The organism is Nocardia terpenica (assembly GCF_013186535.1).
Lineage (GTDB): Bacteria > Actinomycetota > Actinomycetes > Mycobacteriales > Mycobacteriaceae > Nocardia > Nocardia terpenica.
On record NZ_JABMCZ010000001.1, the window covers coordinates 836,450 to 858,631 of the forward strand.

At 69.0% G+C, this 22,182-nt stretch carries 21 protein-coding genes; 11 read left to right on the forward strand and 10 right to left on the reverse strand.

The window, feature by feature from the left end; genetic code table 11:
• Positions 1 to 203: 203 nt before the first annotated feature.
• Positions 204 to 1,745: a sodium:solute symporter family protein gene (locus tag HPY32_RS03695; protein WP_197696414.1), complete on the reverse strand. Its 1,542-nt coding sequence runs from the start codon at positions 1,743 to 1,745 to the stop codon at positions 204 to 206.
• Positions 1,746 to 1,826: 81 nt separating this feature from the next.
• Here HPY32_RS03695 and HPY32_RS03700 point away from each other — a divergent pair, with 81 nt between their 5' ends.
• Positions 1,827 to 3,014: a helix-turn-helix domain-containing protein gene (locus HPY32_RS03700; protein ID WP_082870968.1), complete on the forward strand. Its 1,188-nt coding sequence runs from the start codon at positions 1,827 to 1,829 to the stop codon at positions 3,012 to 3,014.
• Here HPY32_RS03700 and HPY32_RS03705 read toward each other — a convergent pair.
• Positions 2,995 to 4,302 carry a serine hydrolase domain-containing protein gene (locus tag HPY32_RS03705; protein ID WP_067585710.1) on the reverse strand — a complete coding sequence of 436 codons (1,308 nt, stop codon included), beginning with the start codon at positions 4,300 to 4,302 and terminating at the stop codon, positions 2,995 to 2,997. The two genes, HPY32_RS03700 and HPY32_RS03705, sit on opposite strands and share 20 nt — an antisense overlap.
• Positions 4,303 to 4,610: 308 nt before the next feature.
• Between HPY32_RS03705 and HPY32_RS03710 the strand changes: the two genes are divergently transcribed.
• A complete protein-coding gene (locus HPY32_RS03710; RefSeq protein WP_067583323.1) occupies positions 4,611 to 5,939 on the forward strand; it encodes a serine hydrolase domain-containing protein in 1,329 nt (442 codons plus the stop codon).
• Positions 5,940 to 6,141: 202 nt separating this feature from the next.
• On the opposite strand, the gene HPY32_RS03715 is transcribed toward HPY32_RS03710, so the two are convergent.
• Positions 6,142 to 7,083 carry an amidohydrolase family protein gene (locus HPY32_RS03715; RefSeq protein ID WP_067583326.1) on the reverse strand — a complete coding sequence of 314 codons (942 nt, stop codon included), beginning with the start codon at positions 7,081 to 7,083 and terminating at the stop codon, positions 6,142 to 6,144.
• A 55-nt stretch (positions 7,084 to 7,138) separates the two neighbouring features.
• Between HPY32_RS03715 and HPY32_RS03720 the strand changes: the two genes are divergently transcribed.
• Entirely contained in the window at positions 7,139 to 7,603 is a 465-nt protein-coding gene (locus tag HPY32_RS03720; protein WP_067583329.1) for a MarR family winged helix-turn-helix transcriptional regulator, read from the forward strand.
• A 451-nt stretch (positions 7,604 to 8,054) separates the two neighbouring features.
• Here HPY32_RS03720 and lysA read toward each other — a convergent pair whose 3' ends face one another.
• Positions 8,055 to 9,398, reverse strand: coding sequence for a diaminopimelate decarboxylase (lysA, locus tag HPY32_RS03725; protein WP_067583331.1), 1,344 nt, complete (start codon positions 9,396 to 9,398; stop codon positions 8,055 to 8,057).
• Between the two features lie 144 nt (positions 9,399 to 9,542).
• Positions 9,543 to 10,337 carry a mycolate reductase gene (cmrA, locus tag HPY32_RS03730; RefSeq protein WP_067583334.1) on the reverse strand — a complete coding sequence of 265 codons (795 nt, stop codon included), beginning with the start codon at positions 10,335 to 10,337 and terminating at the stop codon, positions 9,543 to 9,545.
• Positions 10,338 to 10,508: 171 nt separating this feature from the next.
• Between cmrA and HPY32_RS03735 the strand changes: the two genes are divergently transcribed.
• Both HPY32_RS03735 and HPY32_RS03740 read left to right on the forward strand, forming a co-directional pair.
• On the forward strand, positions 10,509 to 11,693 hold the full coding sequence (locus tag HPY32_RS03735; protein ID WP_253949537.1) for a serine hydrolase domain-containing protein: 1,185 nt from the start codon (positions 10,509 to 10,511) through the stop codon (positions 11,691 to 11,693).
• Positions 11,694 to 11,698: 5 nt separating this feature from the next.
• Entirely contained in the window at positions 11,699 to 11,851 is a 153-nt protein-coding gene (locus HPY32_RS03740) for a hypothetical protein (protein WP_156674232.1), read from the forward strand.
• Positions 11,852 to 11,885: 34 nt separating this feature from the next.
• Here HPY32_RS03740 and HPY32_RS03745 read toward each other — a convergent pair whose 3' ends face one another.
• From HPY32_RS03745 to HPY32_RS03755, 3 genes are read right to left on the reverse strand one after another with little or no spacing between them, the layout of a single operon-like run.
• Positions 11,886 to 12,473, reverse strand: coding sequence for a VOC family protein (locus HPY32_RS03745; protein ID WP_067583337.1), 588 nt, complete (start codon positions 12,471 to 12,473; stop codon positions 11,886 to 11,888).
• The gene (locus HPY32_RS03750) at positions 12,473 to 14,512 is read right to left on the reverse strand and encodes an NADPH-dependent 2,4-dienoyl-CoA reductase (protein ID WP_067583340.1); all 2,040 of its coding nucleotides are present in this window, start codon (positions 14,510 to 14,512) and stop codon (positions 12,473 to 12,475) included. Before HPY32_RS03750 ends, HPY32_RS03745 begins: the two co-directional genes overlap by 1 nt.
• 7 nt (positions 14,513 to 14,519) lie before the next feature.
• The gene (locus tag HPY32_RS03755; RefSeq protein ID WP_067583342.1) at positions 14,520 to 15,086 is read right to left on the reverse strand and encodes a PadR family transcriptional regulator; all 567 of its coding nucleotides are present in this window, start codon (positions 15,084 to 15,086) and stop codon (positions 14,520 to 14,522) included.
• A 287-nt stretch (positions 15,087 to 15,373) separates the two neighbouring features.
• Here HPY32_RS03755 and HPY32_RS03760 point away from each other — a divergent pair, with 287 nt between their 5' ends.
• Positions 15,374 to 16,129, forward strand: a complete 756-nt coding sequence (locus tag HPY32_RS03760) for an SDR family NAD(P)-dependent oxidoreductase (RefSeq protein ID WP_067583344.1) — start codon at positions 15,374 to 15,376, stop codon at positions 16,127 to 16,129.
• Positions 16,130 to 16,211: 82 nt separating this feature from the next.
• Here the strand turns inward: HPY32_RS03760 and HPY32_RS03765 are convergent, their stop codons facing one another.
• Positions 16,212 to 16,829 (reverse strand): TetR family transcriptional regulator, encoded by a 618-nt coding sequence (locus tag HPY32_RS03765; protein WP_228786820.1) that lies wholly within the window; start codon positions 16,827 to 16,829, stop codon positions 16,212 to 16,214.
• A gap of 145 nt (positions 16,830 to 16,974) precedes the next feature.
• On the opposite strand from HPY32_RS03765, the gene HPY32_RS03770 reads away from it, so the two are divergent.
• Genes HPY32_RS03770 through HPY32_RS03780 form a run of 3 tightly spaced genes read left to right on the forward strand, consistent with a single transcriptional unit; the run spans position 16,975 to position 19,671 of the window.
• The gene (locus HPY32_RS03770; protein ID WP_067585715.1) at positions 16,975 to 18,171 is read left to right on the forward strand and encodes a ferredoxin reductase; all 1,197 of its coding nucleotides are present in this window, start codon (positions 16,975 to 16,977) and stop codon (positions 18,169 to 18,171) included.
• Positions 18,172 to 18,186: 15 nt separating this feature from the next.
• Entirely contained in the window at positions 18,187 to 19,350 is a 1,164-nt protein-coding gene (locus HPY32_RS03775) for a fatty acid desaturase family protein (RefSeq protein ID WP_067583356.1), read from the forward strand.
• Positions 19,351 to 19,671, forward strand: a complete 321-nt coding sequence (locus HPY32_RS03780; protein ID WP_067583358.1) for a hypothetical protein — start codon at positions 19,351 to 19,353, stop codon at positions 19,669 to 19,671.
• On the opposite strand, the gene HPY32_RS03785 is transcribed toward HPY32_RS03780, so the two are convergent.
• Positions 19,668 to 20,231, reverse strand: coding sequence for a DUF4254 domain-containing protein (locus HPY32_RS03785; protein WP_067583360.1), 564 nt, complete (start codon positions 20,229 to 20,231; stop codon positions 19,668 to 19,670). The genes HPY32_RS03780 and HPY32_RS03785 overlap by 4 nt on opposite strands.
• Before the next feature lie 418 nt (positions 20,232 to 20,649).
• Here HPY32_RS03785 and HPY32_RS03790 point away from each other — a divergent pair, with 418 nt between their 5' ends.
• Positions 20,650 to 21,003, forward strand: coding sequence for a hypothetical protein (locus tag HPY32_RS03790; RefSeq protein ID WP_231951490.1), 354 nt, complete (start codon positions 20,650 to 20,652; stop codon positions 21,001 to 21,003).
• Between the two features lie 435 nt (positions 21,004 to 21,438).
• Positions 21,439 to 22,155: a DUF4389 domain-containing protein gene (locus tag HPY32_RS03795; protein ID WP_067583364.1), complete on the forward strand. Its 717-nt coding sequence runs from the start codon at positions 21,439 to 21,441 to the stop codon at positions 22,153 to 22,155.
• Positions 22,156 to 22,182 lie beyond the last annotated feature (27 nt).

Consider the following 22,182-nt stretch of genomic DNA (forward strand, 5'->3'; position numbering starts at 1 on the left):
TTCGGCGAATGTCGTTTCTAGCGAAGGCGGTTGCTGATCGGACGCCAATTGGGGGCTCGTGGGTTGGGGGAGATCGCGGCGGTGTATGGGGTGGAGGCGATTGTGGGGCGGGTGGAGGAGTTGCGGGCTGCGGGGAATCATTTGGCGGCCGATACCATCGAGTATGAAATGCGGGGGGCGGGTGGGGAATTGGTGGATTCGGATTATGTGGTCCGGGTGACTCGGCAGTTGGTGGCCGTGTTGCGGGACGGGGCGGTGGATGAGGCTACCGCGTTGCGGTTGGTGGGGGCGCTGGTTGCGCGGGCGGCCGGGGGATGCGGGTGTGGGCGGTCGGGCGTACTCGACTGACGCGAAATCCGCACCGCCGCTTCGATCATCGCCGCGACCGCGATATTGAGCCCGAGGGCGGGCAGGCCCGCGTTCACGTTTGCCAGGTCGATCTTCCAGAAGGTCGCCCACACGACGAACGCCTCCCCGGCGAGGATGCCGCCGAGGACGGCCGCCTTGCTCAGCAGCGGGCGCTCGGTGAGGCCCGCCGCCAGGCCCGGGGCGAATTGGATCAGGCCGCTGAAGGTGATCAGCAACAGATTGGCGAGCGCGTTCGGCCGGATCAGGTCCAGGATCAGTGCCGATGCCAGGATCAGCAGGACCGCGCCGTGATTGGTCAGCAGCCGGGCGCGCGGGCCGCGGACGCGAATCACATTGCGCGCCAGATTCGACGACATGGCCAGCACCATGACCGACGCGGGCACCATGGCCGCCGACGCACCCGCCACCGCGATCAGCCCGAGCAGCCACGGCGGCAGCGCCCGCCCCGCCAGCGTCAGCAGCGCGCCATTGGCCGATGCGCCCCGGGGCAGTACCAGGATGGCGGCGAAGCCGATGACGATCGGAAAGATCAGAACAATCTGGTACAGCGGCAGCATCATCCAGTTGCGGCGCAGGCTGCGCGCGCTGCGGGCCGACAGCAACGGGGGCCACAGCGCCGGCAGCGTGAAGAAGGCGCTGCCGAGGAAACTGGCCAGCATGCTGGTGATCCACCACACCTGATCGTTCGGCCCGGCGTGCAGGGTCAGCATCGCCGGATGCAGGCGGGTGATCTCGCCGAAGGTGTGCCCGATGCCGCCGGTGAAATGCAGCGGCACCGCCACCGCCACGATCGCCACCGCGGCGAGCATCAGCGCATCCTTCAGATACGAGGTGGCCGCGGTCCCGCGCAGGCCCGACCACAGCACGAACGCGGCCGTCAGCACCGTCCCGGTGACCTCGGCCCAGACACCGGAACCGCTGTCGCCGGTGACCAATTCGATGATCAGCCCGAGCCCGGTGAGCTGCACCTGCAGATACGGCAGCGTGAACAGCACCGACGAGAGCGCCACCAGCGTGCCCAGCGCCTTGCTGTCGTAGCGATGCTCGTAGAAATCGGCCTGGGTGAGGTACCCGTGCCGCCGCCCCAGCCGCCACAGCCGCGGCCCGATGAAATACCAGGCGACGCACGCCAGCGGGGTATAGGGCAGGGCATAGGTGACGGCGACGCCGCCGGAGAACGCCAGGCCCGCGAGGCCGAGGAAGGCGAAGGTGGTGAAGGTCTCCCCGGCTTGCAGGAACCACATGGTGACCGCGCCGAATCGCCTTCCGGCGACGGACCATTCGGCGAGGTCGACGGCGGGCGTGCGGCGACCCAGCAAACCTACCGCCGCGATCACCACCATCCCCGCGAGCGCGACGACTACGGCGGTATTCACCGTTTCAGTCTCGCAGTGGCGCACTTGCGCCCGCACCCAATTCGGACCTGCGAGAGCGTCTTTTGCAGGAATAATCGTCGTATGGGTCAGGCGCTTCGAGAGTTGAATCCGCAGGTTTCGGCCGCGGCGCTCTTCGGTGCGGAATTGCGGGCGCGGCGGCTGGCGTGCGGCCGGTCGCTGCGCGAACTGGGGCAGGCGGTCCTGGTCAGCGGCGAGCTGCTGGCCAAGGTGGAGAAGGCGCAGCGCCGCCCGCGCCCGGATCTGGTGCAGCGGCTCGATGCCGTGCTCGGCGCGCGGGGTGCGCTCGAGCGTCTGGCCGCACCGCTGTTCACCACCGCGGATCGGCCGCCGGCGCGCCCGCCGCTGCTGTCCCCCGACAGCGCCGAGCCCCGGCTACGGCGGGTGATCGACGAGGTGCGCGCGGCCGATCACGCCCTGGCGTCGGATCGGCTGGCCGAGCTGACCACCTTCGCCGGAGCCGCTGCCGCCGTGGACGGTTCGGGCCTGACGGCGGCGGCGAAGCTGTCGCTGCGGCGCGCGGTGGCCGAGGCCCAACAGCTCGCCGGATGGATGCTGTTCGACCGGGGCGACCAGCCGGGCGCCGAGCGGATGTTCACCGCCGCCCGGGGCGCGGCGCGCCAGGCCGGGGCCGCCGATCTCGTCGCGTATGTGCTCGGACCCAGCGCGGCGTATTCCAATATCTGGGGCGGTGATCCGGAGCTGGGTGTCGAGCGCGCGTACGGGTCGCTGGCGTGGGCGCGGCGCAGCGGCAATCGGAGGCTGGCGGCGTTCGCGGCCGCGGTGGCCGCCCGCGCCCATGCCCGGCTGGGCGAGGAGGAGCTGTGCCGCCGGATGCTCGGCGAGTCGGAATCGGAGCTGAACCGGCACGTGGCAACCGAACCCGACCCCGGCTGGCTGTCGGTGTTCGACGAGGGAACCCTGGTCGGGTACCGGGGGTCGTGCCTGTTCGATCTCGGCAAGCCACGGGAGGCGATCGCGGAGCTGGAGCGGGAGGAGCGGGCCGGATCGCCGCTGTTCGTGCGCAATCGCATCATCTGGCGGCTGGAGAGCGCCCAGGCGCACCTGAAGCTCGGCGAGCTCGAACCGGCGTGCGCCGCCATCGAGAAGGCGCTCGACCACGCCGAGTCCGGCGCGGTGACCCCGCGGGTGGTGCGGGTGTTCCATGCCGTCGACCTCCGGGTCCGGGCGAGCCGGGGCGTGGCCGCCACCTCGGAGCGGCTGCGGGATTTCATCGTGGCGAACGAGTGAACGGGTAGGTGAGCCAGTGCATTCGGATCTCCGACGCACCGCGGGTGACGATCAGGCGTTCACCCTGGTACCGCCCTTCGACCGTCCGGTAGTTGTCGGGCGCCTCGGCGACGAAGCGGGAATCGGTGTTGTCCGGATCGTCGGCGAGGTGGGCGTGCAGGCCGTCGTGCCGCCAGGTGAAGATGGTCTCCTCGCCCTCGGACCACCAGCGGCCGAGGATATCCCGGATCTCCTCCGGGCACGGCGGCGCCGGTTCGAAGACCGGCGCGGTGGTCGGCGGGTGCAGGGCGGCCGCCCGGTCGGCGAGCTCGGCGGTGAGCTCGGACAAGACGATGCCGCGGGTGGCATTGGTGCAGGCGACGACCACGATCCCGGAATCCCGGTCGGTGGCCAGCGACGCCTGGAAGCCGGGCACCGACCCGGTGTGGCCCGCGAGCACGTGATCGTCGCGGCGATCGAGGATGAGGCCCAGCCCCCAGCCTCTCGTCCACGCCCGGGTGTCGACCATGACCTGCAGGGTGTGCATGGCGTCGACGACGGAGGCGGGCACGACCTCCGGTTCGGCCCCGATCAGCGCATTGCCCCAGCGCAGCAGATCGCCCGGAGTGGACCACAATTGGCCGAGGACGGCGATGGCCCGCATATCCATGACCGGTTCGCGATGGAAGGCGTCGGCGAACGGATCGAGGCGGTAGCCCACGACCGCCTCCTCCGGCGGTGTCCATGAGGTCTGGCTCAGGCCCAGCGGGGTCAGCAGCGTCTCGGTGATCAGCTCGGCGCAGGGGCGGCCGGTGACGTGTTCGATGATCGCGCCGAGGGTGGCGTAGCCGAGATTGGAGTACTGCCAGCGCTGCCCGGGCTCGGCCACCATCTCCACGCGGGACAGCGCCTCGCGGAATTCGGGTTCGGACGGGCCGCGCATCGACTCCCACATGTCGATGGGGACCTCGCGCTGGATGCCGCCGCAGTGGGCCAGCAGCATGCGCAGGGGCACCTGCCCGAACGAGGTCGCGGGCAGGTAGTGCCGCACCGGGGCGTTCAGGTCCAGCAGCTGCCGCTCGACGAGCCGCAGGGCCAGGACGGCGGTGAAGGTCTTGGTGATCGAGCCGATCCGGTAGGCGCTGTCGCGGCTCACCGGAATCCGCTGTTCGGCGTCGGCGAAACCCGTTGCGGCCGCGGCCAGGACGACGTCGTGCCGCGCGACGGCCACCGTCAGGCTGGGCAGGCGGTGCGCGGTGCGCCACCGGGCGACGTCGTCGGCCAGCGTCTTCTCGAAGTCGGCGCTCATGATCCCTCCCTTCACCCTCAGCATCGCACACCGCACCCCGTCGGCCATGCGTACAGAATCGGTTGTACGCATGATCTGTCTTCCGCCGCGGCGCTATTCGGTCGACCCTGGAATCAGCACCCGCTGCCGGTCGGCAACGACGCCCATCGGCCCGGGTGCCGCTTTCGGTGGTGCGCACGGGAGGGGAGTGCGTCACCCCCGAATCGAGACCCCGAAACCTGCGCCCCCACAATTTCCGGCACCCACAACCGATAACACGGCCCCCGCGCCACCGATGTGACCCACGGTAGCTCGGGAAGAGGTGTGGTGTGCACGGCTGGACGAAAAGCGTTGCCGCGACGGTGATCGCGGTCGTCGCGATGGTGATGGGCCTCGCCGCGTCCGCGGCGAATGCCGAGGGTGACGGGATGAAACATTGTGCGGCCGTGGACGGCCGGGTGCCGCAGACCGCCACACCCGAAGAGGTCGGGCTGGATGCGGCCGCGCTGCGGCGGGCGATCGCCTTCGCGGCGGATTCGACCCGGTTGACCGTGCGGGTGTTCCGGAACAACTGCCTGATCGCCTCGGGGCCCACCGGCGATCGGTTCGGCGGGATGCCGTGGAACATGTGGAGCAGCACCAAGAGCGTGGTATCGATCGCGACGGGGATCGCCGCCGACGAGAAGCGGCTGCGGCTCGACGATCCGATCGATGCCTATCTGCCTGCGGGACTGGGTGATTCGGCGCATCGGGCGATCACCATCCGCAGCCTGCTGACCGAGACGTCGGGTATCCGGGTCGCGGTGGCGTCCGAGGGGATCACGGGATTGCCGCATCTGGATCCGAATGTGGTGGCGCAGGCGATGGGAATGCCGATCGAATCGCCGCAGGGGGCGGTGTGGCAGTACAGCCAGCGCGCGGTCGATCTGCTCGCCTACGTGGTGCAGCGGGCGGTGGGGGAGGACTTCCAGGCGTACGTGCAGCGAAAGCTGTTCGATCCGTTGGGGATCGAGCGCGGCGACTACTACTGGGGCCGCGATCGCAGCGGAAACACCTACGGCTACGCGCATCTCGTGCTGCCCGCCGACGACTTCGCCAAGATCGGCCTGCTGCTCGCCGATCACGGTGACTGGCACGGCATTCGGGTCCTGTCGGCCGAATACCTGGCGGAGGCGTCCAAGCCCACCGCCGCCAATCCGTGCTACGGATACCTGTTCGTGGTCAACGGCCCGGAGTGCGGCGTCTACTTCCCGGGTCTGCCCCCGGACGCGATCCAGATGTCGGGAATGATGCGCCAGGACAACTTCATCGTGCCCAGCCTCGGGCTGCTGGTGAGCTGGACCGGGGTGACGGTGCCCGGCAGCTCGCTGGGCTTCCCGCACGAGGTGCTGCGCGGGGTCGCCGCCGCCTTCCGCAGCCCGCGCCTTCCCGACGGCGGACCCTATGTGCCGCAACCGGATATCAGCCTGGCCGACCCGATGATCTCCAACCCCGACGCCACCCTCTCCGCCCTCGGCCTCGGCCCCGACGCCTACCCCGGCTGCGGCCCCACCTCCTGCCTCGGCAAGCCGCTGTACCCGCCGTTCGCGGACTGGCCGCCGGGCTGCTACATCATCGGCTGCACGGGGACGGACCCGCGAACGCCCGGAATCCGTTGACCCCCAGCTCATTCCCGTCATACAACCTCGTCGGCCCCTGATTCCGGCGTGCTTTTGGCCGGAATCCATCGTGAGATCCCGGCCAAAAGCACGCCGGGATCAGGGTTGTGGCTCGCCGGGATCATGGCATGTGGCTCGCCGGGATCATGGTTGTGGCACGCCTGGATTATGGTTGTGGCACGCCGGGAGATCGGCGGGCGGGTTACCCCGCCAGCCGCGGGAACAACTTCTCCGCATTGCCTCGGTTGACGGCGGTGAGTTGGCCTGCGTCCCAACCGAAGTACGAGTCGAGGTTGTCGTCGAAGATGGTGCCCATCGGGTCGGCGGCGAAGGGCCAGTCGCTGCCGTACAGGATGTGGTCGTGGTCGGCGAAGGCCGTCAGGGACGGGAGGGCGGTGGGGCTGGCGGACAGGGCGGTGTCGAAGTAGAAGCGGCGCAGCTCCGACATGGTGTCCGCGGCCGGGGTGTGGGTGCCGATGGCCTCCGACGCGATCGCGATGCGGGACGCCAGATACGGCAGGGCGCCGCCCGCGTGCGAGAGGATGATCTTCAGTTGCGGATGGCGGGACAGCACCCGGGCGCGCGCCAGGTCGACCGCGGTGCGGGTGGTGTCGAACGGGAAGTCGGTGACCGGCGCGGGTAGGCCGGGCAGCATCGGCAGCGGCATCTCGGTCGGGTGGATGAAAATGACCGCGGCCCTGGCGTTCAGCTCGGCCCACAGCGGCTCGAACGCCGGGTCGCCCAGGTAGCGGCCGCGCGCGTTGGCCATCAGCACCACGCCGTCGGCATGCAGCACGTCCAGCGCGTAGACCGCCTCGGCGACCGCGCCGTCCACATCCGGCAGCGGCAGGCTCGCGAACTGCCCGAACCGATCCGGCCGATCCTTGACCAGCTCGGCGGTGAATTCGTTGGCGGCGCGGGAGATTTCGCGGGCCTGGGCGTCGTCGCCGGTGTGCGTGCCGGGGGCGCTCACCGACAGCATGCCCGTCGCCATGCCGCGCCCGTCCATCATCGCCAGCGCGGCCTCGGTGCTCCACGGCGGGATCGGCCACCCGCCCGCGTCGAGGCCGAGGCGCTCCACCGTCTGCCGATAGCTCGGCGGAAGGATGTGCTGGTGAACGTCGATACGTGCGGAATCGGACATCCTCTAGCCTCCTAATGGCTAGCAAGCTAAATGTTGCACTGCTAGGCTAACATTCGTGGATGCGGGCGACAAGGACGACTTCGAGGAGCTGGCGCGCGCGGCCGACGCGCTGTTTCTGACCATGCGGCAGGCCCGCTCGGCCGCCCTCGGCGCCGATCAGCTGTCGCTGTCCCAGCAGGCCCTGCTCGAGCCGCTCATCGAGGAGCGGGCGCTCCCGGTGGGCGCCCTCGCGGCCGCGGCCGGGGTCAGCGTGCCGACCGCCACCCGCATGCTCAAACAGCTCGAGGCCAAGGGCACCGTCACCCGCACCCGCTCCGCGCAGGACGAGCGCCGCGTCCTGATCGCCCTCACCCCCCAGGGCAACCGCCAGATCTCCGCGGTCCGCGCCCAACGCCGCGAACTCCAGTCCCGCGGCTACGCCGAATTCACCCCCACCGAACGCCGCGACCTAGCCCGCCAACTCCGCCGCCTCGCCGCCATAGTCCGCTCCCAAATGCCACCACCTCCGGACGCGGTGTGATCCCGGCCAAAAGCACGCCGGGATCAAGAGCAGGCTTGCCGGGGAATAAGGGGCTCGCCGAGGAATTGAGGAGACTCGCCGAGGGATTGAAGAAGCCCGCCGGGATCGTTAGGGAAGCCCGCCGGGATCGTCCCCTCGTCATCTCGGTGGGACCGTCCTCCTCGTCATCCCAGCGTGGATCATCCCCGCATGATCCCGGCGTGAATCCCCCTCATGATCCCGGCATGCTTTTGGCCGGGATCTCCCGTGGATTCCGGCCAAAAGCTCGCCGGAATGACAGGGGGCAGCTCGCCGAAATGACGGGGAGGGCAGCTCGCCGGAATGGGGAGGGGACGCGCTCGGGACGGTGGAAAGGGCGTGCCCCCTCCCGAATTCGGGAGGGGGCACGTCGGCAGGCGCGGGGCGGCTGTGACCGGGCCGCGGGAAGAGGTGCGCCTGCGGTCGGGGCGGGTCAGCCCAGGTCGCGGGAGAGGAGGTCGGCGGGGGTTTCGCGGCGGAGGATTTGCTGGCAGCGGCCCTCGTGGACGGCGACGATCGGGGGGCGGCCGACGCCGTTGTAGGAGGAGGCCAGGCTGTGGTGGTAGGCGCCGGTGCACGGGATGGCCAGGACCTCGCCGGGGCGCAGGTCGGCGGGCAGGCTCACGTCGTGGGCGAGGATGTCGCCCGCCTCGCAGTAGCGGCCCGCCACCGTGGCGGTCATGTGCGCGCCGGTGGGGTGCCGGTTCGCGACGACGGCGTCGTAGCGGGCGCCGTACAGCGCGACGCGCGGGTTGTCGTTCATGCCGCCGTCCACGATCACGAACGTGCGCCCGCCCTCGATGTGCTTGATCGTCATGACCCGGTACAGCGTCACTCCGGCCCGGGCGGCGATGGCGCGGCCCGGTTCCATCGCGATGTGCGGGCGCGGGAAATGGTGGCGCGCGCAGGCGGCGTCGAGGGCGTCCTCGACGATGTCGGCGAGCTCGGGCAGGTTCATCTCCGGATCCCCGCACCGGTAGGCCACCGCGTGCCCGCCGCCGAGGTCGAGCTCGGTCATCAGGTGGCCGTGCTCGCGGTGCACCCGGGCCATCTCGGCCACCATGCGGCGCACCCCCTCCCCGTAGTAGTCGGGGTTGGAGATCTGCGAGCCCAGGTGGCAGTGGAACCCGACCAGGCGCAGCGTCGGCTGCCGCAGAATCCGCTCCACCGCCTCGGCGGCCTGCGCGCTGCCGATCGGGAAGCCGAACTTCTGGTCCAGCACACCGGTTTTCACCGCCGGGTGCCCGTGCACGTCGATATCCGGCGACAGCCGCAGCAGCACCTTCTGCGGCCTGGTGGCCAGCGCCGACAGCAGCGTGACCTCGGTGAGCGAGTCGAGCACGATCCGGCCGACCCCGGCGGCCACCGCAGCCTCCAGCTCGGCGAACGGCTTACCGCTGCCGTGCAACACGATTCGTTCCGGATCCACCCCGGCGGCCAGCGCGATGGCCAGCTCACCGGCGGAGCACACATCGACCGACAGGCCCTCCTCGGTGACCCAGCGGGCCATCGACTTGGTCATCAGTGCCTTGGCCGCGTAGATGATCTCGGCGTCCGGGAAGTGCTTACGGTAAGCCTGGCAGCGCCGGCGCACCTCCGTCTCGTCCAGGACGTAGGTGGGCGTGCCGTACTGGTCCGCGATGTCGGCCAGGGCCACGCCGGCGACGGTGATGCGTCCGAGGTCGTCGTAGTGGGTTTCGCACGGCCAGACCGACGTGGCCAGACGCGGGGACGGCATTCCCGACCGCAGAGACGGAAATATCTCGAGCAGCGTCACGGGCTCTCCTGTGTGTTCCCCGCTTTCTCCTGTGCTGCGGGGCCATCGACAGGACTACGCCGTTTTCCGATCGCCGAACCGTGTGGATACGGCCCCTTGACAGCGCGCCCGTTTATCTTGACGCGGTGCTGACGTCAGGTGTGATCAGCCACCCAGCTTCTTGTAGAACGAGCCGACGATGGGCGCGGTCAATGCCCGCGGCGCATACTGCCCGGCCACGCTCATGCCCTTGCTGATCAGGCCGGGGACCACGCGCATCTTGTTGCGGGCCAGCGCGTCGAGCGACAGCTTGGCGGTGTAGGCGGCCGTCACCCAGATGAAGTCCGGGATCTTGGTGCCGACCTCGTCCTGATCCGGATTGTCGGTGCGCACCGGGCCCGGGGCCAGCAGCGTGACATGGACGCCCTTGCCGGTGAGCTCCCCGCGCAGCGATTCGGAGAAGCTGTTGGTGAACGCCTTGCTGGCCGCGTAGGTGGCGTTGTTGGGGATGGGCATGTTCCCGGCCGCGGAGCCGGTGATGAGAATGCCGCCGCCGCGGCGCGCGATCATGCCGGGCAGCACGGCCAGCGTCAGGTCGTGGACGGCGACCGCGTTGAGTTCCATGATGGCCCGCTCGAAGTCGGGGTCGAGCTCGGCGACCGGGCCGAAGGTGGCGACGCCCGCGTTGTTGCACAGGATCGCGATATCGCGCTCGGCGAGCTCGGCGGCCAGCGGGGCGCGCTGCTCGCGATCGGACAGGTCGATCGCCCGCACCTCGGCGGTGACGCCGTATTGCTCGGTCAGGCGCTGGGCCAGCTCGTTCAGCAGGTCGCCGCGGCGGGCCACCAGGATCGTCGAATAACCGCGGCGGGCCAGTTCCTCGGCCAGGGCGGTTCCGATACCGGACGAGGCTCCGGTGACGACGGCACGGTTCTCGGCAGTGGGGGCAGGCAGGCTCACGCGGCGAGCCTACCGAGGACCCCCGGGGGTGGTGCTGGCCCCACCCCCGGCGGGGTGGTCGCTGTAGTGGAAAGCCGGGTGGTCGCCGGATGGGGTGCGCGGCCCCGGATTCCTACCGTTGATCTCAGGTCGGACCGCCCGGGTCGCGACCGTCGATCCGAAGGAAAACCCTTGACTACGAGTCGTTTTCGACCCTCTACGCGGCGCGCGATGTGGATGGCCGCGGCGGCGGTGACGGTCTGCTCGGTGGCCGCGTGCGAGACGGCGGGCACGTCGGCGGCCCCGGGCGCGGAGGGGACCGCGATCGTGCGCGCGCTCGACACCGTGACACAGCGCGGACTGCCCGGGGCGCAGGTGGTGATCACCGAGCACGGCCGCGACCGGACCATGACATCGGGAGTGGGTGACGGCGCCACCGGCGCCCGATTTCCGGACGGCGCCCACATCCGAATCGGCAGCAACACCAAAACATTCGTCTCGGTGGTGCTCGCGCAGCTCGTCGCGGAAGGGCAGGTGGATCTGGATGCGCCTGTGGAGCGATATCTGCCGGGCGTGGTCCGCGGCAACGGCAACGACGGCAACCGGGTGACGGTGCGAAACCTGTTGCAGCACACCAGCGGCCTGCCCGACTACATCCCCTCGGGCGACCCCGCGGCACTGGCGCGCGCGAATCCCGCTCAGCTGCGGGTGGATCGGGAGGCGGTGCGGCAGCAGTACTATGCGCCCGCCGATCTGGTGGCGCGGGCGATGACCATGCCGCCGCGGTTCGAGCCCGGCGCGAAGTCGGTGTACACCAATACGAACTACATCGTGCTCGGCATGCTGATCGAGCGGGTGACCGGTCGGCCGATCGCCACGGAGATCGATCGGCGCATTCTCGCGCCACTCGGCCTGAGGGACACCTACTTTCCCGCGGCCGACGACACCGGACTGCGCGAACCGCATGCACAGGGTTACGACATCGCCGACGGCAAGCGCATCGATGTCACCGCGGAGAACACCTCGTGGGCGTGGGCGGCCGGTGCCATGGTGTCGACCGGTGCGGACATGAACCGCTTCTTCACCGCACTGCTGGGCGGCAAGCTGGTTCCCCCGGCGCAACTGGCCGAGATGCGCAAAACCATGCCGTGGGATCGCGATTCCGGCGGATACGGCCTCGGGCTGATCCACATCCCGGTGTCGTGCGGCAAGGACGTGTGGGGGCACGGCGGCAGCATCTTCGGCTTCGAGACCCACAACGGCGTGACCGCGGACGGGCGGGCGGTGACGCTCACGGTCAACGAACTGCCGCGCGACCAATCGGACATGGACATCATCACCAAGGCGTTCGACACCGCCATCTGCGCGGCGAGCTGAGCCCCGTGCCCGCCATCCGGCCGCTGCTATCGATCGCCCTCCTGGTGATGCTGGCGATTCGATTGGCGGCGGCCGGAATTCGCGCGCTGGCCCGGCTGCTGCCGATCCTGATGACGCTTGTTCGCACGGTGGTGATCGAGCTCAGGTCCTACCACTGACTCGGACTCGAGGTGGTTGGGGCGAGACGGCCGCTCAGCGGGGCTTCGGCTCCATGAAGGCGATGCCCCAGCCGATGTGGCCGGTCCAGACGCTGGCGATGCGCCCGCCCTGCACGGCCGGTTTCGGATCGCTGATGGGGCCGCCGGCGGCGCGGACCGAGGCGACGGTGGCGTCCAAATCGGGTGCGCCGAAGGCGATTCCGAGCAGGGACGCGGGGCGGCCGGAGCCGACCACCTCGATGAACGCCTCGCCGACCCGATAGAAGGCCATCTCCGGGCCGGACGGGCCGCGCGGATGGAAGCGGCGGCGCGGCTCGGTCCCGAGCACCCCGTTCAGCGCCTCGACGGCCTCGTCCAGCCGCGGCACCGTGTACACGATGTGGTCGACGAACGTCACGCCGTTGGGATGCGTTGCGCCGGAGCGCGTTCCGGCCTCGTGCACCACCTCGGGAATTCCCAGGACCGCCGGATCATCGTGCACGACATCGAATCCCCACCCGGGCGTCACACCCACGGTGCACGCCACCTGCCCGATCTGGAGTGCCCCACCCTCGGGAGCAAAACCCAGTGCCGCCCAGGATTTCTCGTCGCCCGGCAGGCCGAGCCGGTTCAGGACGGGCATTACAGCGCCGCGGCGAGTCGGGTGCCCTGGTCGATGGCGCGCTTGGCGTCCAGCTCCGCGGCGAGCTCCGCGCCGCCGATCAGATGGATCCGCACCCCCGCGGCCCGCAGCGGCTCCTCCAGCTCGCGCACCGATTCCTGTCCGGCACACAGGATCACGTTGTCGCATTCGATGACGGTCGGCCGCTGCCGCTGCTCGCCGAAGCTGATGTGCAGCCCGCGATCGTCGATCCGCTCGTAGTTCACCCCGCCCACCTGCTCGACACCCTTGGCCTTCACCGCCGCCCGGTGCACCCAGCCGGTGGTCTTGCCCAGGCTCTTCCCGAACGACGACGACTTGCGTTGCAGCAGCACCACTTCCCGCGCGGCGGGCGAGGGCCGCGGCGCGGTGAGCTGACCGGGGGCGTTCGGATCGTCGCTGGTGACGCCCCACTCCTGCTTCCACTCGTCCAGCTTCAGCGAGGGGTGGCCCTCGACGGTGAGGAATTCGCTGACGTCGTAACCGATTCCGCCCGCGCCGATCACGGCCACCTTCTTGCCCACCGGTTTCTGCTCGCGCACCAGCTCGGCGTAGGTGAGCACCTTCGGGTGGTCGATGCCGGGGATGCCCGGAATGCGCGGGCGCACACCGGTGGCCAGCACCACGTGGTCGTAGCGGCCCTCGATCAGCTCGGCCGCGCTCACCCGCCGGTTCAGGAACACCCGCACCCCGCTGACCTCCAGCTTGCGGGTGAAGTAGCGCAGGGTCTCGGAGAACTCCTCCTTGCCCGGGATGCGGCGCGCGATGTCGAACTGGCCGCCGATCTTGTCGTCGGCCTCGAACAGATCCACCTTGTGGCCGCGCTCGGCCAGATTCACCGCCGCCGACAACCCGGCCGGGCCCGCGCCCACGACCGCGATCCGCTTCGTCCGGCGGGTGGGCAGCAGCGTCAGCTCGGTCTCGTGCCCGGCGCGCGGATTCAGCAGGCACGACACGGTTTTGTGCACGAAGGCGTGGTCCAGGCACGCCTGATTGCAGGCGATGCAGGTGTTGATCTCGTCCTCGCGGGTCTGGCGGGCCTTGTTCACCCATTCCGGGTCGGCCAGCAGCGGCCGCGCCATCGAGACCAGGTCGGCGTCGCCGCGGGTGAGGATCTCCTCGGCGGTCTCGGGCATATTGATCCGGTTCGACGCGCACACCGGAATGCGCACCCGCGCCTTGATCTTCGCGGTGAACTCGACGAACGCCGCCCGCGGCACCGAGGTCACGATCGTCGGCACCCGCGCCTCGTGCCAGCCGATGTCGGTATTGAGAATGCTGGCCCCGGCCGCCTCCAATTCCGTGGCCAGGGCCAGGATCTCGGTCTCGGTCTGGCCGTGCTCCACGAATTCGGCCATGGACAGCCGGAAGACGATGAGGAAGTCCGGGCCCACCGCGGCCCGCATGCGCCGCACGATCTCCAGCGGGAACCGCCGCCGGTTCTCCGCCGAACCACCCCAGCGATCGGTGCGCTTGTTGGTGCGCGGCGCCAGGAACTGGTTGATCAGGTAGCCCTCGCCGCCCATCACCTCCACGCCGTCGTACCCGGCGAGTTTGGCCAGCTTCGCGCAGCGCACATAGTCGTCGATGGTGCGCTCGACGCCCTTGTCCGACAGCTTGCGCGGCCGGAACGGATTGATCGGCGCCTTGATCGAGGACGCCGAAACACTGAACGGCACATAGGCGTACCGGCCCGCGTGCAGAATCTGGATCGCGATCTTGCCGCCCTCGGCGTGCACCGCCCTGGTGATCGCGCGATGCCGGTACGCCTCGGTCCGGTTGGTGAGCTTCGCGCCGAACGGCAGCAGCCAGCCCTCGCGATTGGGCGCGTAGCCACCGGTGATGATCAGGCCGACCCCGCCCCGGGCGCGTTCGGCGAAATACGCGGCCAGCCGGTTGGTGTCCCACGCCCGGTCCTCGAGGCCGGTGTGCATGGAACCCATCACCACGCGATTGCGCAACGTGCCGCCGCCGACCTGGAGCGGTTCGAACAGGTGCGGGTACGGGTGGGACGCCGTCATCGGGGAATCACCTTTCGGGAGTGGGGCACGGCGAGGGGTCGCGGCGCAGCGCCGCGAGCACCTCGTCGCACCAGTCGACGAATCCGGCCTCCACGCGAATACCGCCGCGCAGCACCAGATATTGATGCAGCGCGGTCGCGGCGAGGCGGTTCGGGTCGGGGAAGTCCTTCTTCTCGATCAGCCGGTACAGCTCCAGCCGCTGCGCGTGCTGCTCGCGGTGGCGGGCCACCTCGGCGCACAGCGCGGACAGGTCGCCGTGGGCGGCGGCGCGGATCTTCACGCCCAGTTCGCTGCGCAGCGGCCCGATATCGTCGGTGGGCTCGCCGATCCAACGGGCCAACTCGGCGCGACCGGCGGGGCTGACGGTGTAGACCTTCTTGTCGGGGCGGCCCTCCTGGGCGACGACCTCACCGGCCACCCAGTGCCGCTCCTCCATGCGCTTGAGCACCCGGTAGATCTGCTGATGGGTGGCGTTCCAGAAGAAGCCGATCGATTTGTCGAAGCGGCGCGCCAGTTCGTAGCCCGAGCCGGCCCGCTCGGTCAGCGATACCAGCAGCGCGTGCTCCAGGGCCATAGCGCCGAGATTAACCGATACTCGCCGTACTATGCAACTGAGTGCATAGAGCGGAATCGGCGGTGTCTTGTACCATCAACAATGGTGCTCGCACCATCTCGGATACGGGAAGGGCACCTCGCGCATCCGGGAGGTTCGCGGGGTGCCCTTCTGTATGCGGCCATCGCTCGGTGTCGACCGAGTCGCCGGATTTGCGCGAATCGATTTGCTGGACACCGTCGCCCGGGGATCGTACAAGGTTGGACTAAAACGCTGGCGGCTCGAAAAGCCTTGGCTACCATGGTCTGATGGCGCATTCCTACGTGGTGACCGGAGGCGCCCGGGGGGTCGGGCGGGCCATTGTCGCGCGTTTGCTGGCCCGCGGTCACGTGGTGGTGGTCGAACGCGACGCCGCCGGATTGGCCTGGGCCGCGGGCAGAATCCAGGTGGTCAGCGGCGACGCGGGCTCCGAGGAGGTGGCCGCGCACGCCGCCGATCTGGCTCAGCGCGCGGGCGCCCTGATCGGCTGGGTCAACAACGCCGCCGTATTCCGCGATGCCTCGGTGGATTCCGCCCCGGCCGGGCGCGTGCTCGAGCTCATCGAGGCCAATCTGCGCCCGGCGCTGGCCGGATGCGCGGTGGCCGTGCGCAGCTTCCTCGCCGCGGGCACCGGCGGGGCCATCGTCAATATCAGCTCGCATCAGGCGCGGCGGGCGGTGCCCGGCGTGCTGCCCTACAGCACCGCCAAGGCCGCCATCGAGGGGCTGACGCGGGCGCTGGCCGTCGAATACGGGTCGCGCGGCATCCGGGTGAACGCGGTCGCGCCGGGCTCGGTTGCCACCGAACGCTATTCGGAATACCTCGCGGGCCTGGCCCCCGCCGCCGCGGCCTCGGTGGAACGCGACATGGCCGCCCTGCACCCGCTCGGCCGCGTGGCCACCGGCGACGAGATCGCCGCCGCCGTCGAGTTCCTCTTATCCGGCGACGCCAGCTTCATCAACGGCGCCAGCATTCCCGTCGACGGCGGCCGGTCGGTACTCGCCTTGGATCCCGAGGCGCGCTAATTGATTTCCCGGCGCGCTTTTGGCCGGGATCCTCACGAGATCCCGGCCAAAAGCGCGCCGGGAACAAGAGTAGAGGTAGCGGTCAGCTCGAGCGCCAGGCCGCCATGCCGAGGGCGATGAGCCGGACCTGGCGCACGGTGCGCTCGACGAGGTCCGGGCGCTGGTGGGGTGGGGCCGTGACGTAGTCGGGGATGTGGTTGGCGACGGTGGAGACGATCAGGTCGGCGGCCAGCTCCAGGTCTTCCGGGGACCAGGAGTCCAGGGCGCGCAGGCGGGAGAGGTCGACCACCAATTCCCGTGTGATCAGCTGCATTTCGACGACGATCGCGCCGCGCAGGGCCGCCGAGCCGCCGTGCCGCTCGCGAACGAGGAAGCCGTAGAGCGCCTCCCGACCGGCGACCTGGGCGAAGACGAACCGGACGGTCTCGGCCAGCCGGGCGTCGGGGGTGCGGCGCAATTCCCGCAGCGCCAACCGCAATTGGCGCACACCCTCGTCGACCAGCGCGGTGCCGAGTTCGTCCAGGGAGGTGAAGTGCCGGTAGAACGCGGTCGGCACGATGCCCGCCGAGCGGGCGATCTCGCGCAGGCTCAGGGCGGCGAAGCCGCGGTCGGCGGCCAGCGCCAGGGTGCCCTCCAGCAGTGCCTGCCGGGTGCGTTCCTTGCGCTCGCCGCGGGTCTGGGCGCGGTCCTGCTCGTCCATTGCGGTGAGCATACATCCGTTCACGACTCATCCATTCATTTCGGTGTTGCCCCGGTCACATCGCCAGCAGGTTGAACTCTTGCGGTACCGAGGGGCACACTATCTAAGTGTACAGATGTGCACCGAAATGCAGTGGGAGAACCGCATGGCAGGACTCGTCGACCTGGTGCAGACCCTGACGTCGCCGCACCCCCTCGATCGCTACCTGGAGTTGGTGCGCCCGGCGCTGACCGTGCGCGATCTGCGCGCCGAGGTCACCCGGGTGCGCCGGTCGGTGCCCGGCTCGGTGACGCTGACGTTGCGCCCGCCCCGGCGCTGGGCCGGACATCGCGCCGGGCAGTTCATCCAGATCGGAGTGGTGATCGACGGCGTCAAACACACCCGCTGCTACTCGCCGATCGACCCGCAGTCGCCCCGGCGGCGCTCGCTGGAACTGACCGTCAAGGCGCATCCGGGCGGGCTGGTGTCGCAGTACCTGTATCGGCACGCCGCGCCCGGCATGGTGGTCGATCTGGCCCCGGCCGCAGGCACTTTCGCCCTGCCCGACCCGCGGCCGGACGCGCTGGTGCTGATCAGCGGCGGCAGCGGCATCACGCCGGTGCTGTCGATGCTGCGCACGCTCGACGCCGAGGACTATCCCGGACGGCTGGTGTTCCTGCACTACGCGAAATCGCCGGAGGCGGTGCCGCATCGGGGTGAGCTCGACGCAATTGCCGAGCGGCACAGTAACTTTCGGATCGTGCTGAGCTACCCTTCGCTCGGGCGGGCCGAATCGGCGGGCGAGGCACAGTGGAGTTGTGACGGGCCGCCGCCCGCCGGTCATTTCGACTACGACGCGTTCGAGCGCATCGCGCCCTGGTTCGCGGGGGCGCAGACCTATGTGTGCGGCCCGGCCTCGCTGATGGATGCCGTGCGTCGCGTGTACGAGGCCGAGCAGTTGGATGGCCGGTTGCATACGGAGGAATTCACCGTGGTTCCCGGCCAAAAGCATGCCGGGAACATAAGGGGCGGGCCTGCCGGGAACATAGGGGGCGGGCCTGCCGGGAACATAGGGGGCGAGCATGCCGGGAACATGGGGGGCTCTGGTGCCGAGGGAACCACCGTCTTCTCCGCCAGTGGCGTTCGGGCCGACAATGCCGGGGCCAGCCTGCTGGAGCAGGCCGAATTCGCCGGGCTCACACCGGTTTACGGCTGCCGGATGGGAATCTGCCTGTCCTGCACCTCGATCAAGCGCTCGGGCTGCACCCGCAACCTGCGCACGGGGGAGCTCGACAGCGATCCCGACCAGCCGATCCAGCTCTGCATCAACGCCGCCGTGGGCGACGTCGATATCGAAATCTGAAAGGGGAGAACGACTATGGCGATACTCACCGAAACCGGCGACGGGCCGCTGGTGCTGAGCCCGGAGCAGGTCCGCGAGATCGGCCGCGAACTGGACGAGCTGCGCGCCCGCATCACCGCCGACCTGGGCGAGCGTGACCGCGCATACATCTACTCGATCATCAAGGCGCAGCGCGGTTTCGAGATCGCCGGGCGCGGCCTGATGTATCTGGGTTTCCTGCCCCCGTTCTGGCTGGCCGGGGTGGCGGCGCTGAGCGTGTCCAAGATCCTGGACAATATGGAGATCGGCCACAACGTCATGCACGGGCAGTGGGACTGGATGCGCGAGCCCGGCCTGAATTCCCGTGTGTTCGAATGGGATACGGTCTGCCCGGCCGATCAGTGGAAGCATTCGCACAACTACGTGCACCACACCTTCACCAATATCCACGGCCGCGACCGCGACATCGGCTACGGCATCCTGCGCATCGACGAGGGCCAGCGGTGGAATCCGTACTACCTCGGCAACCCGGTGTACGCGTTCGCGCTGATGATGCTGTTCGAGTGGGGCGTCATGGTGCACGACCTGGAGGTCGACAACATCATCCGGGGGCGGCGCAGCTGGTCGGACATCAAGCGGCTGCTCAAGGGGCAGTGGCGCAAGGCGGGCCGCCAGGTGCTCAAGGACTACGTGGCGTTCCCGCTGCTCAGCGGCCCGCTGTTGGTATCCACCCTGGCCGGGAACATCGCCGCCAACCTGGTGCGCAATGTCTGGGCGTACTCGATCATCTTCTGCGGGCACTTCCCCTCCGGCGTACAGACGTTCACCGAGGAGGAGACCGCCGAGGAGACCCGCGGCGAGTGGTACGTGCGCCAGATGCTCGGCTCGTCCAACATCACCGGCGGTCGGCTGTTCCACATCATGTCCGGCAACCTGTCCCACCAGATCGAGCACCACCTGTTCCCGGACCTGCCCGCGAACCGGTATCCGGAGATCGCGCCGGAGGTCCGCGCGCTGTGCCGCAAGTACGGCCTGCCCTACAGCACCGGCCCGCTGAGCAGGCAGATCGGCTCGGTGTGGGCCAAGATCTTCCGGCTCGCACTGCCGCCCGCGCTGACCGGGAGTGCCCCGGCTCCCGGTGTTATCGTGATGCGAGAGCCGCGATCCGAGCGGTCGGAGCCGAGCGAAGCGGGCGTTTGAATGATCGGAAAGTTCGAGAGCAACAAGGATCTGATCCAGGAATTGACATCGTCCGGGGCACGACATGTCGGCAATATCGCAACGATCATTACCGGCACCGTCGCGGAGGTGACCCGCGAGATCGGTGAGTGGGTCACCGACGCCATCGAAATGCGGGAGGCCGCCCGGGCCGCCGAGCGCGACCGGGAGGCCGCCGCCCACGTCAACACCGGGCGCGACGACCCCGACGTGCTGATCGACGAGCCGAAGCAGACCCCCCACGCCTCGGCGGCGCAGCCCTACATCGACGCGGACGTCGAGATCGTCGATCCGGAGCGTTAGAACACCGGTAGCCGTCGTCTGTGCTCCACGACGTCGGTGACCAGATCCTTGTAGCCGTCGGCCAGTTCGGCGAGGCGGACCCAGTGCAGGTGCGCCTCGCCGTCGACCGCGCGATGGGTGAGGACCGTGGCCCGGGCGCGGGCGTCGACCTTCGTACTCGGCAGTGGCAGCCCCAGCGCGTCCTGCGCCGCGACCCACTTGCCGGCCATTCGGTCGATCACCGCACCGAGGGTCTCGGTATGCAGCGAGGCTCCGGCCCGGTGCGCGATATTGTCCGCCACCCAGTTGTCGATATGCTCCACCAATTTCGCGCGGTCGCTGTCGATGTCGTCGACGAGCTGGCTGTAGGCCGCGACGTGCCGGGCCGACGTTCCCGGGGCCCGGGCGGCCTGCTGCGCGGCGCGCCGCCGTTCGTGACACTGCACCAGCTCGCGTGCCGAATCGAGCACGCAGTGACCGCACGGAGCGGAGTCGGCCGGGGCGCGGAATGCCCGCAGGACAGCGCCCGCGGACGGCAACTCACCGGGTCCGGTACGGCCACCGGGGTATTCGGTCGCCATGGTTACCCACCCTCGCTAACGATCTCATTGGATACGCCAGGGCCGAGGAGGTAACGGGGAGTGGCTCCCCTCGGCACCGGCGCAGCCCCGCATCGCGGACACGACAGCCCACCGCAACCGCTCACGGCGAAAAGACCGGGAATTACGCGACGATGCGATGAGAGACTGCCCGAAAACAGGGACATATCCAGGAAAGCGCGTCGGAAGAACCCGCGCAACAGGCCAACACCCGAAACCCCTAAGCTGCCGGGGAATCGTTATACATCATTACGACAGGGTTACATGATCGCGTAGATCGGTGACCTATCCGATTGCTGGATCTAGGTACCCATTCGTTGCGGTACCGAAACGTCGTGGCGCCGACGGGCTCCCGGCGCGGGGAGCGATGCGGCGGCAACGCGTCGGCGGAGGTGCCCGCGTGTCGGCGGTCGTTCGGATACCCTGCTCGTTCGTGGCCGCGTACGTCTCGTCGCCGGAGTTGACCTTCGGCTTCCTGTTCGCCCTGGAAGACCCCGAGCGAATCGCCGAGGTGGTTCGCCTGCTCATGGAGCGTCGGCGGGTTTCGGTCTTCCGGCTCGCGCACATGTCCGGTGCGGCGGGCCCGCCCGAGCGCTACGTGGTGAATTGGGCTGCCATCCCGCAGATCTCGATCACCACCGACGCTCCGGATGCGAACGAGTTGCTGGAGAAGCGAACAATGCTCGTCAATGCCTTCCTGGGGGAGGACGGCGAGGTGAGTTTGTACTCGTCGGAGGGCCAAGGCCCCAGGTAGTTGATACGAACCCATCGTATCGGGCGACCGACTTGTTACGGAGATTCAACCCACATCGCCTCTCAGTGTCCCCTCAGTTACGAGTCAGTGAACGTTAAGGACTCGTCGGAAGAGTGGGCCCCGTCGACGAACCACACGGTTCGGCGGTTCACGGATACGACAGAAGAGGTTTGAGGAATGATCCCCGTCATCATTGATACCGGTAGCGCCGCGCTCAACGGACTGTTCAACACCGGCAGCGCCGCTTTCCACGGCATCCTGAACACCCTGTTCACGGGTTCCTTCGGCGGCTGATCCCGCCCGCAAGCTCTCCTTGCACAAAACCGCCCCGGCGCTGACGTAGCGCGCCGGGGCGGTGCCATGTCTTCTCGGTGACACAATTGGCGGGCAACGGCCCGACGACTTGCCCGGAATACGCCCGAGAGGAGCTTGGTCATGCAACCCCAGACCGCAGCCGCAAGCCCGATCCGCGTTCGCGGCGATCTCGACCCGGCGGTTTCCCGCTGGCAATGGATCTTCAAATGGATTCTGGCAATTCCGCATTACATCGTGCTGTTCTTCTTGCACATCGCGTACTTCGTGGTGACGATCGTCGCGTTCTTCGCGATTCTGATCATCGGACGTTATCCCCGCGGGCTGTTCGATTTCAGTGTCGGTGTGCTGCGGTGGGGCTGGCGGGTGGAGTTCTACGCGTGGTCGCCGCTGGGCACCGACCGATACCCGCCGTTCAGCCTGAAGTCCCGCGACGACTATCCGGCCGACCTGGAGGTGGACTACCCGGAGCGCCTGCACCGCGGCCTGGTCTTGATCAAATGGTGGCTGCTGGCAATTCCGCAGTATCTGATCGTGTACGCCTTCGTCGGCGAGAGCTGGAGCTGGACCTGGCGGGGCGATGACGGCGACCAGACCACCACCATGTTCTACGCGCCCCTGCTGGGGATCCTGGTATTGATCGCCGCCATCGGGTTGCTGTTCACCGGCCGCTACCCGCGCGGTCTCTTCGATTTCGTCATGGGCCTGAACCGCTGGATGCTGCGCGTGCAGATCTACACGACGCTGCTGCGCGACGAGTACCCCCCGTTCCGCCTGGACCAGGGCGCACGGGAGCCGGAGGCGGGGCCGCAGCCCGCCGCCGGAGCCGCCTTCGCCTGACGCGCGTTACCGCTGTCGCCCGCCCGC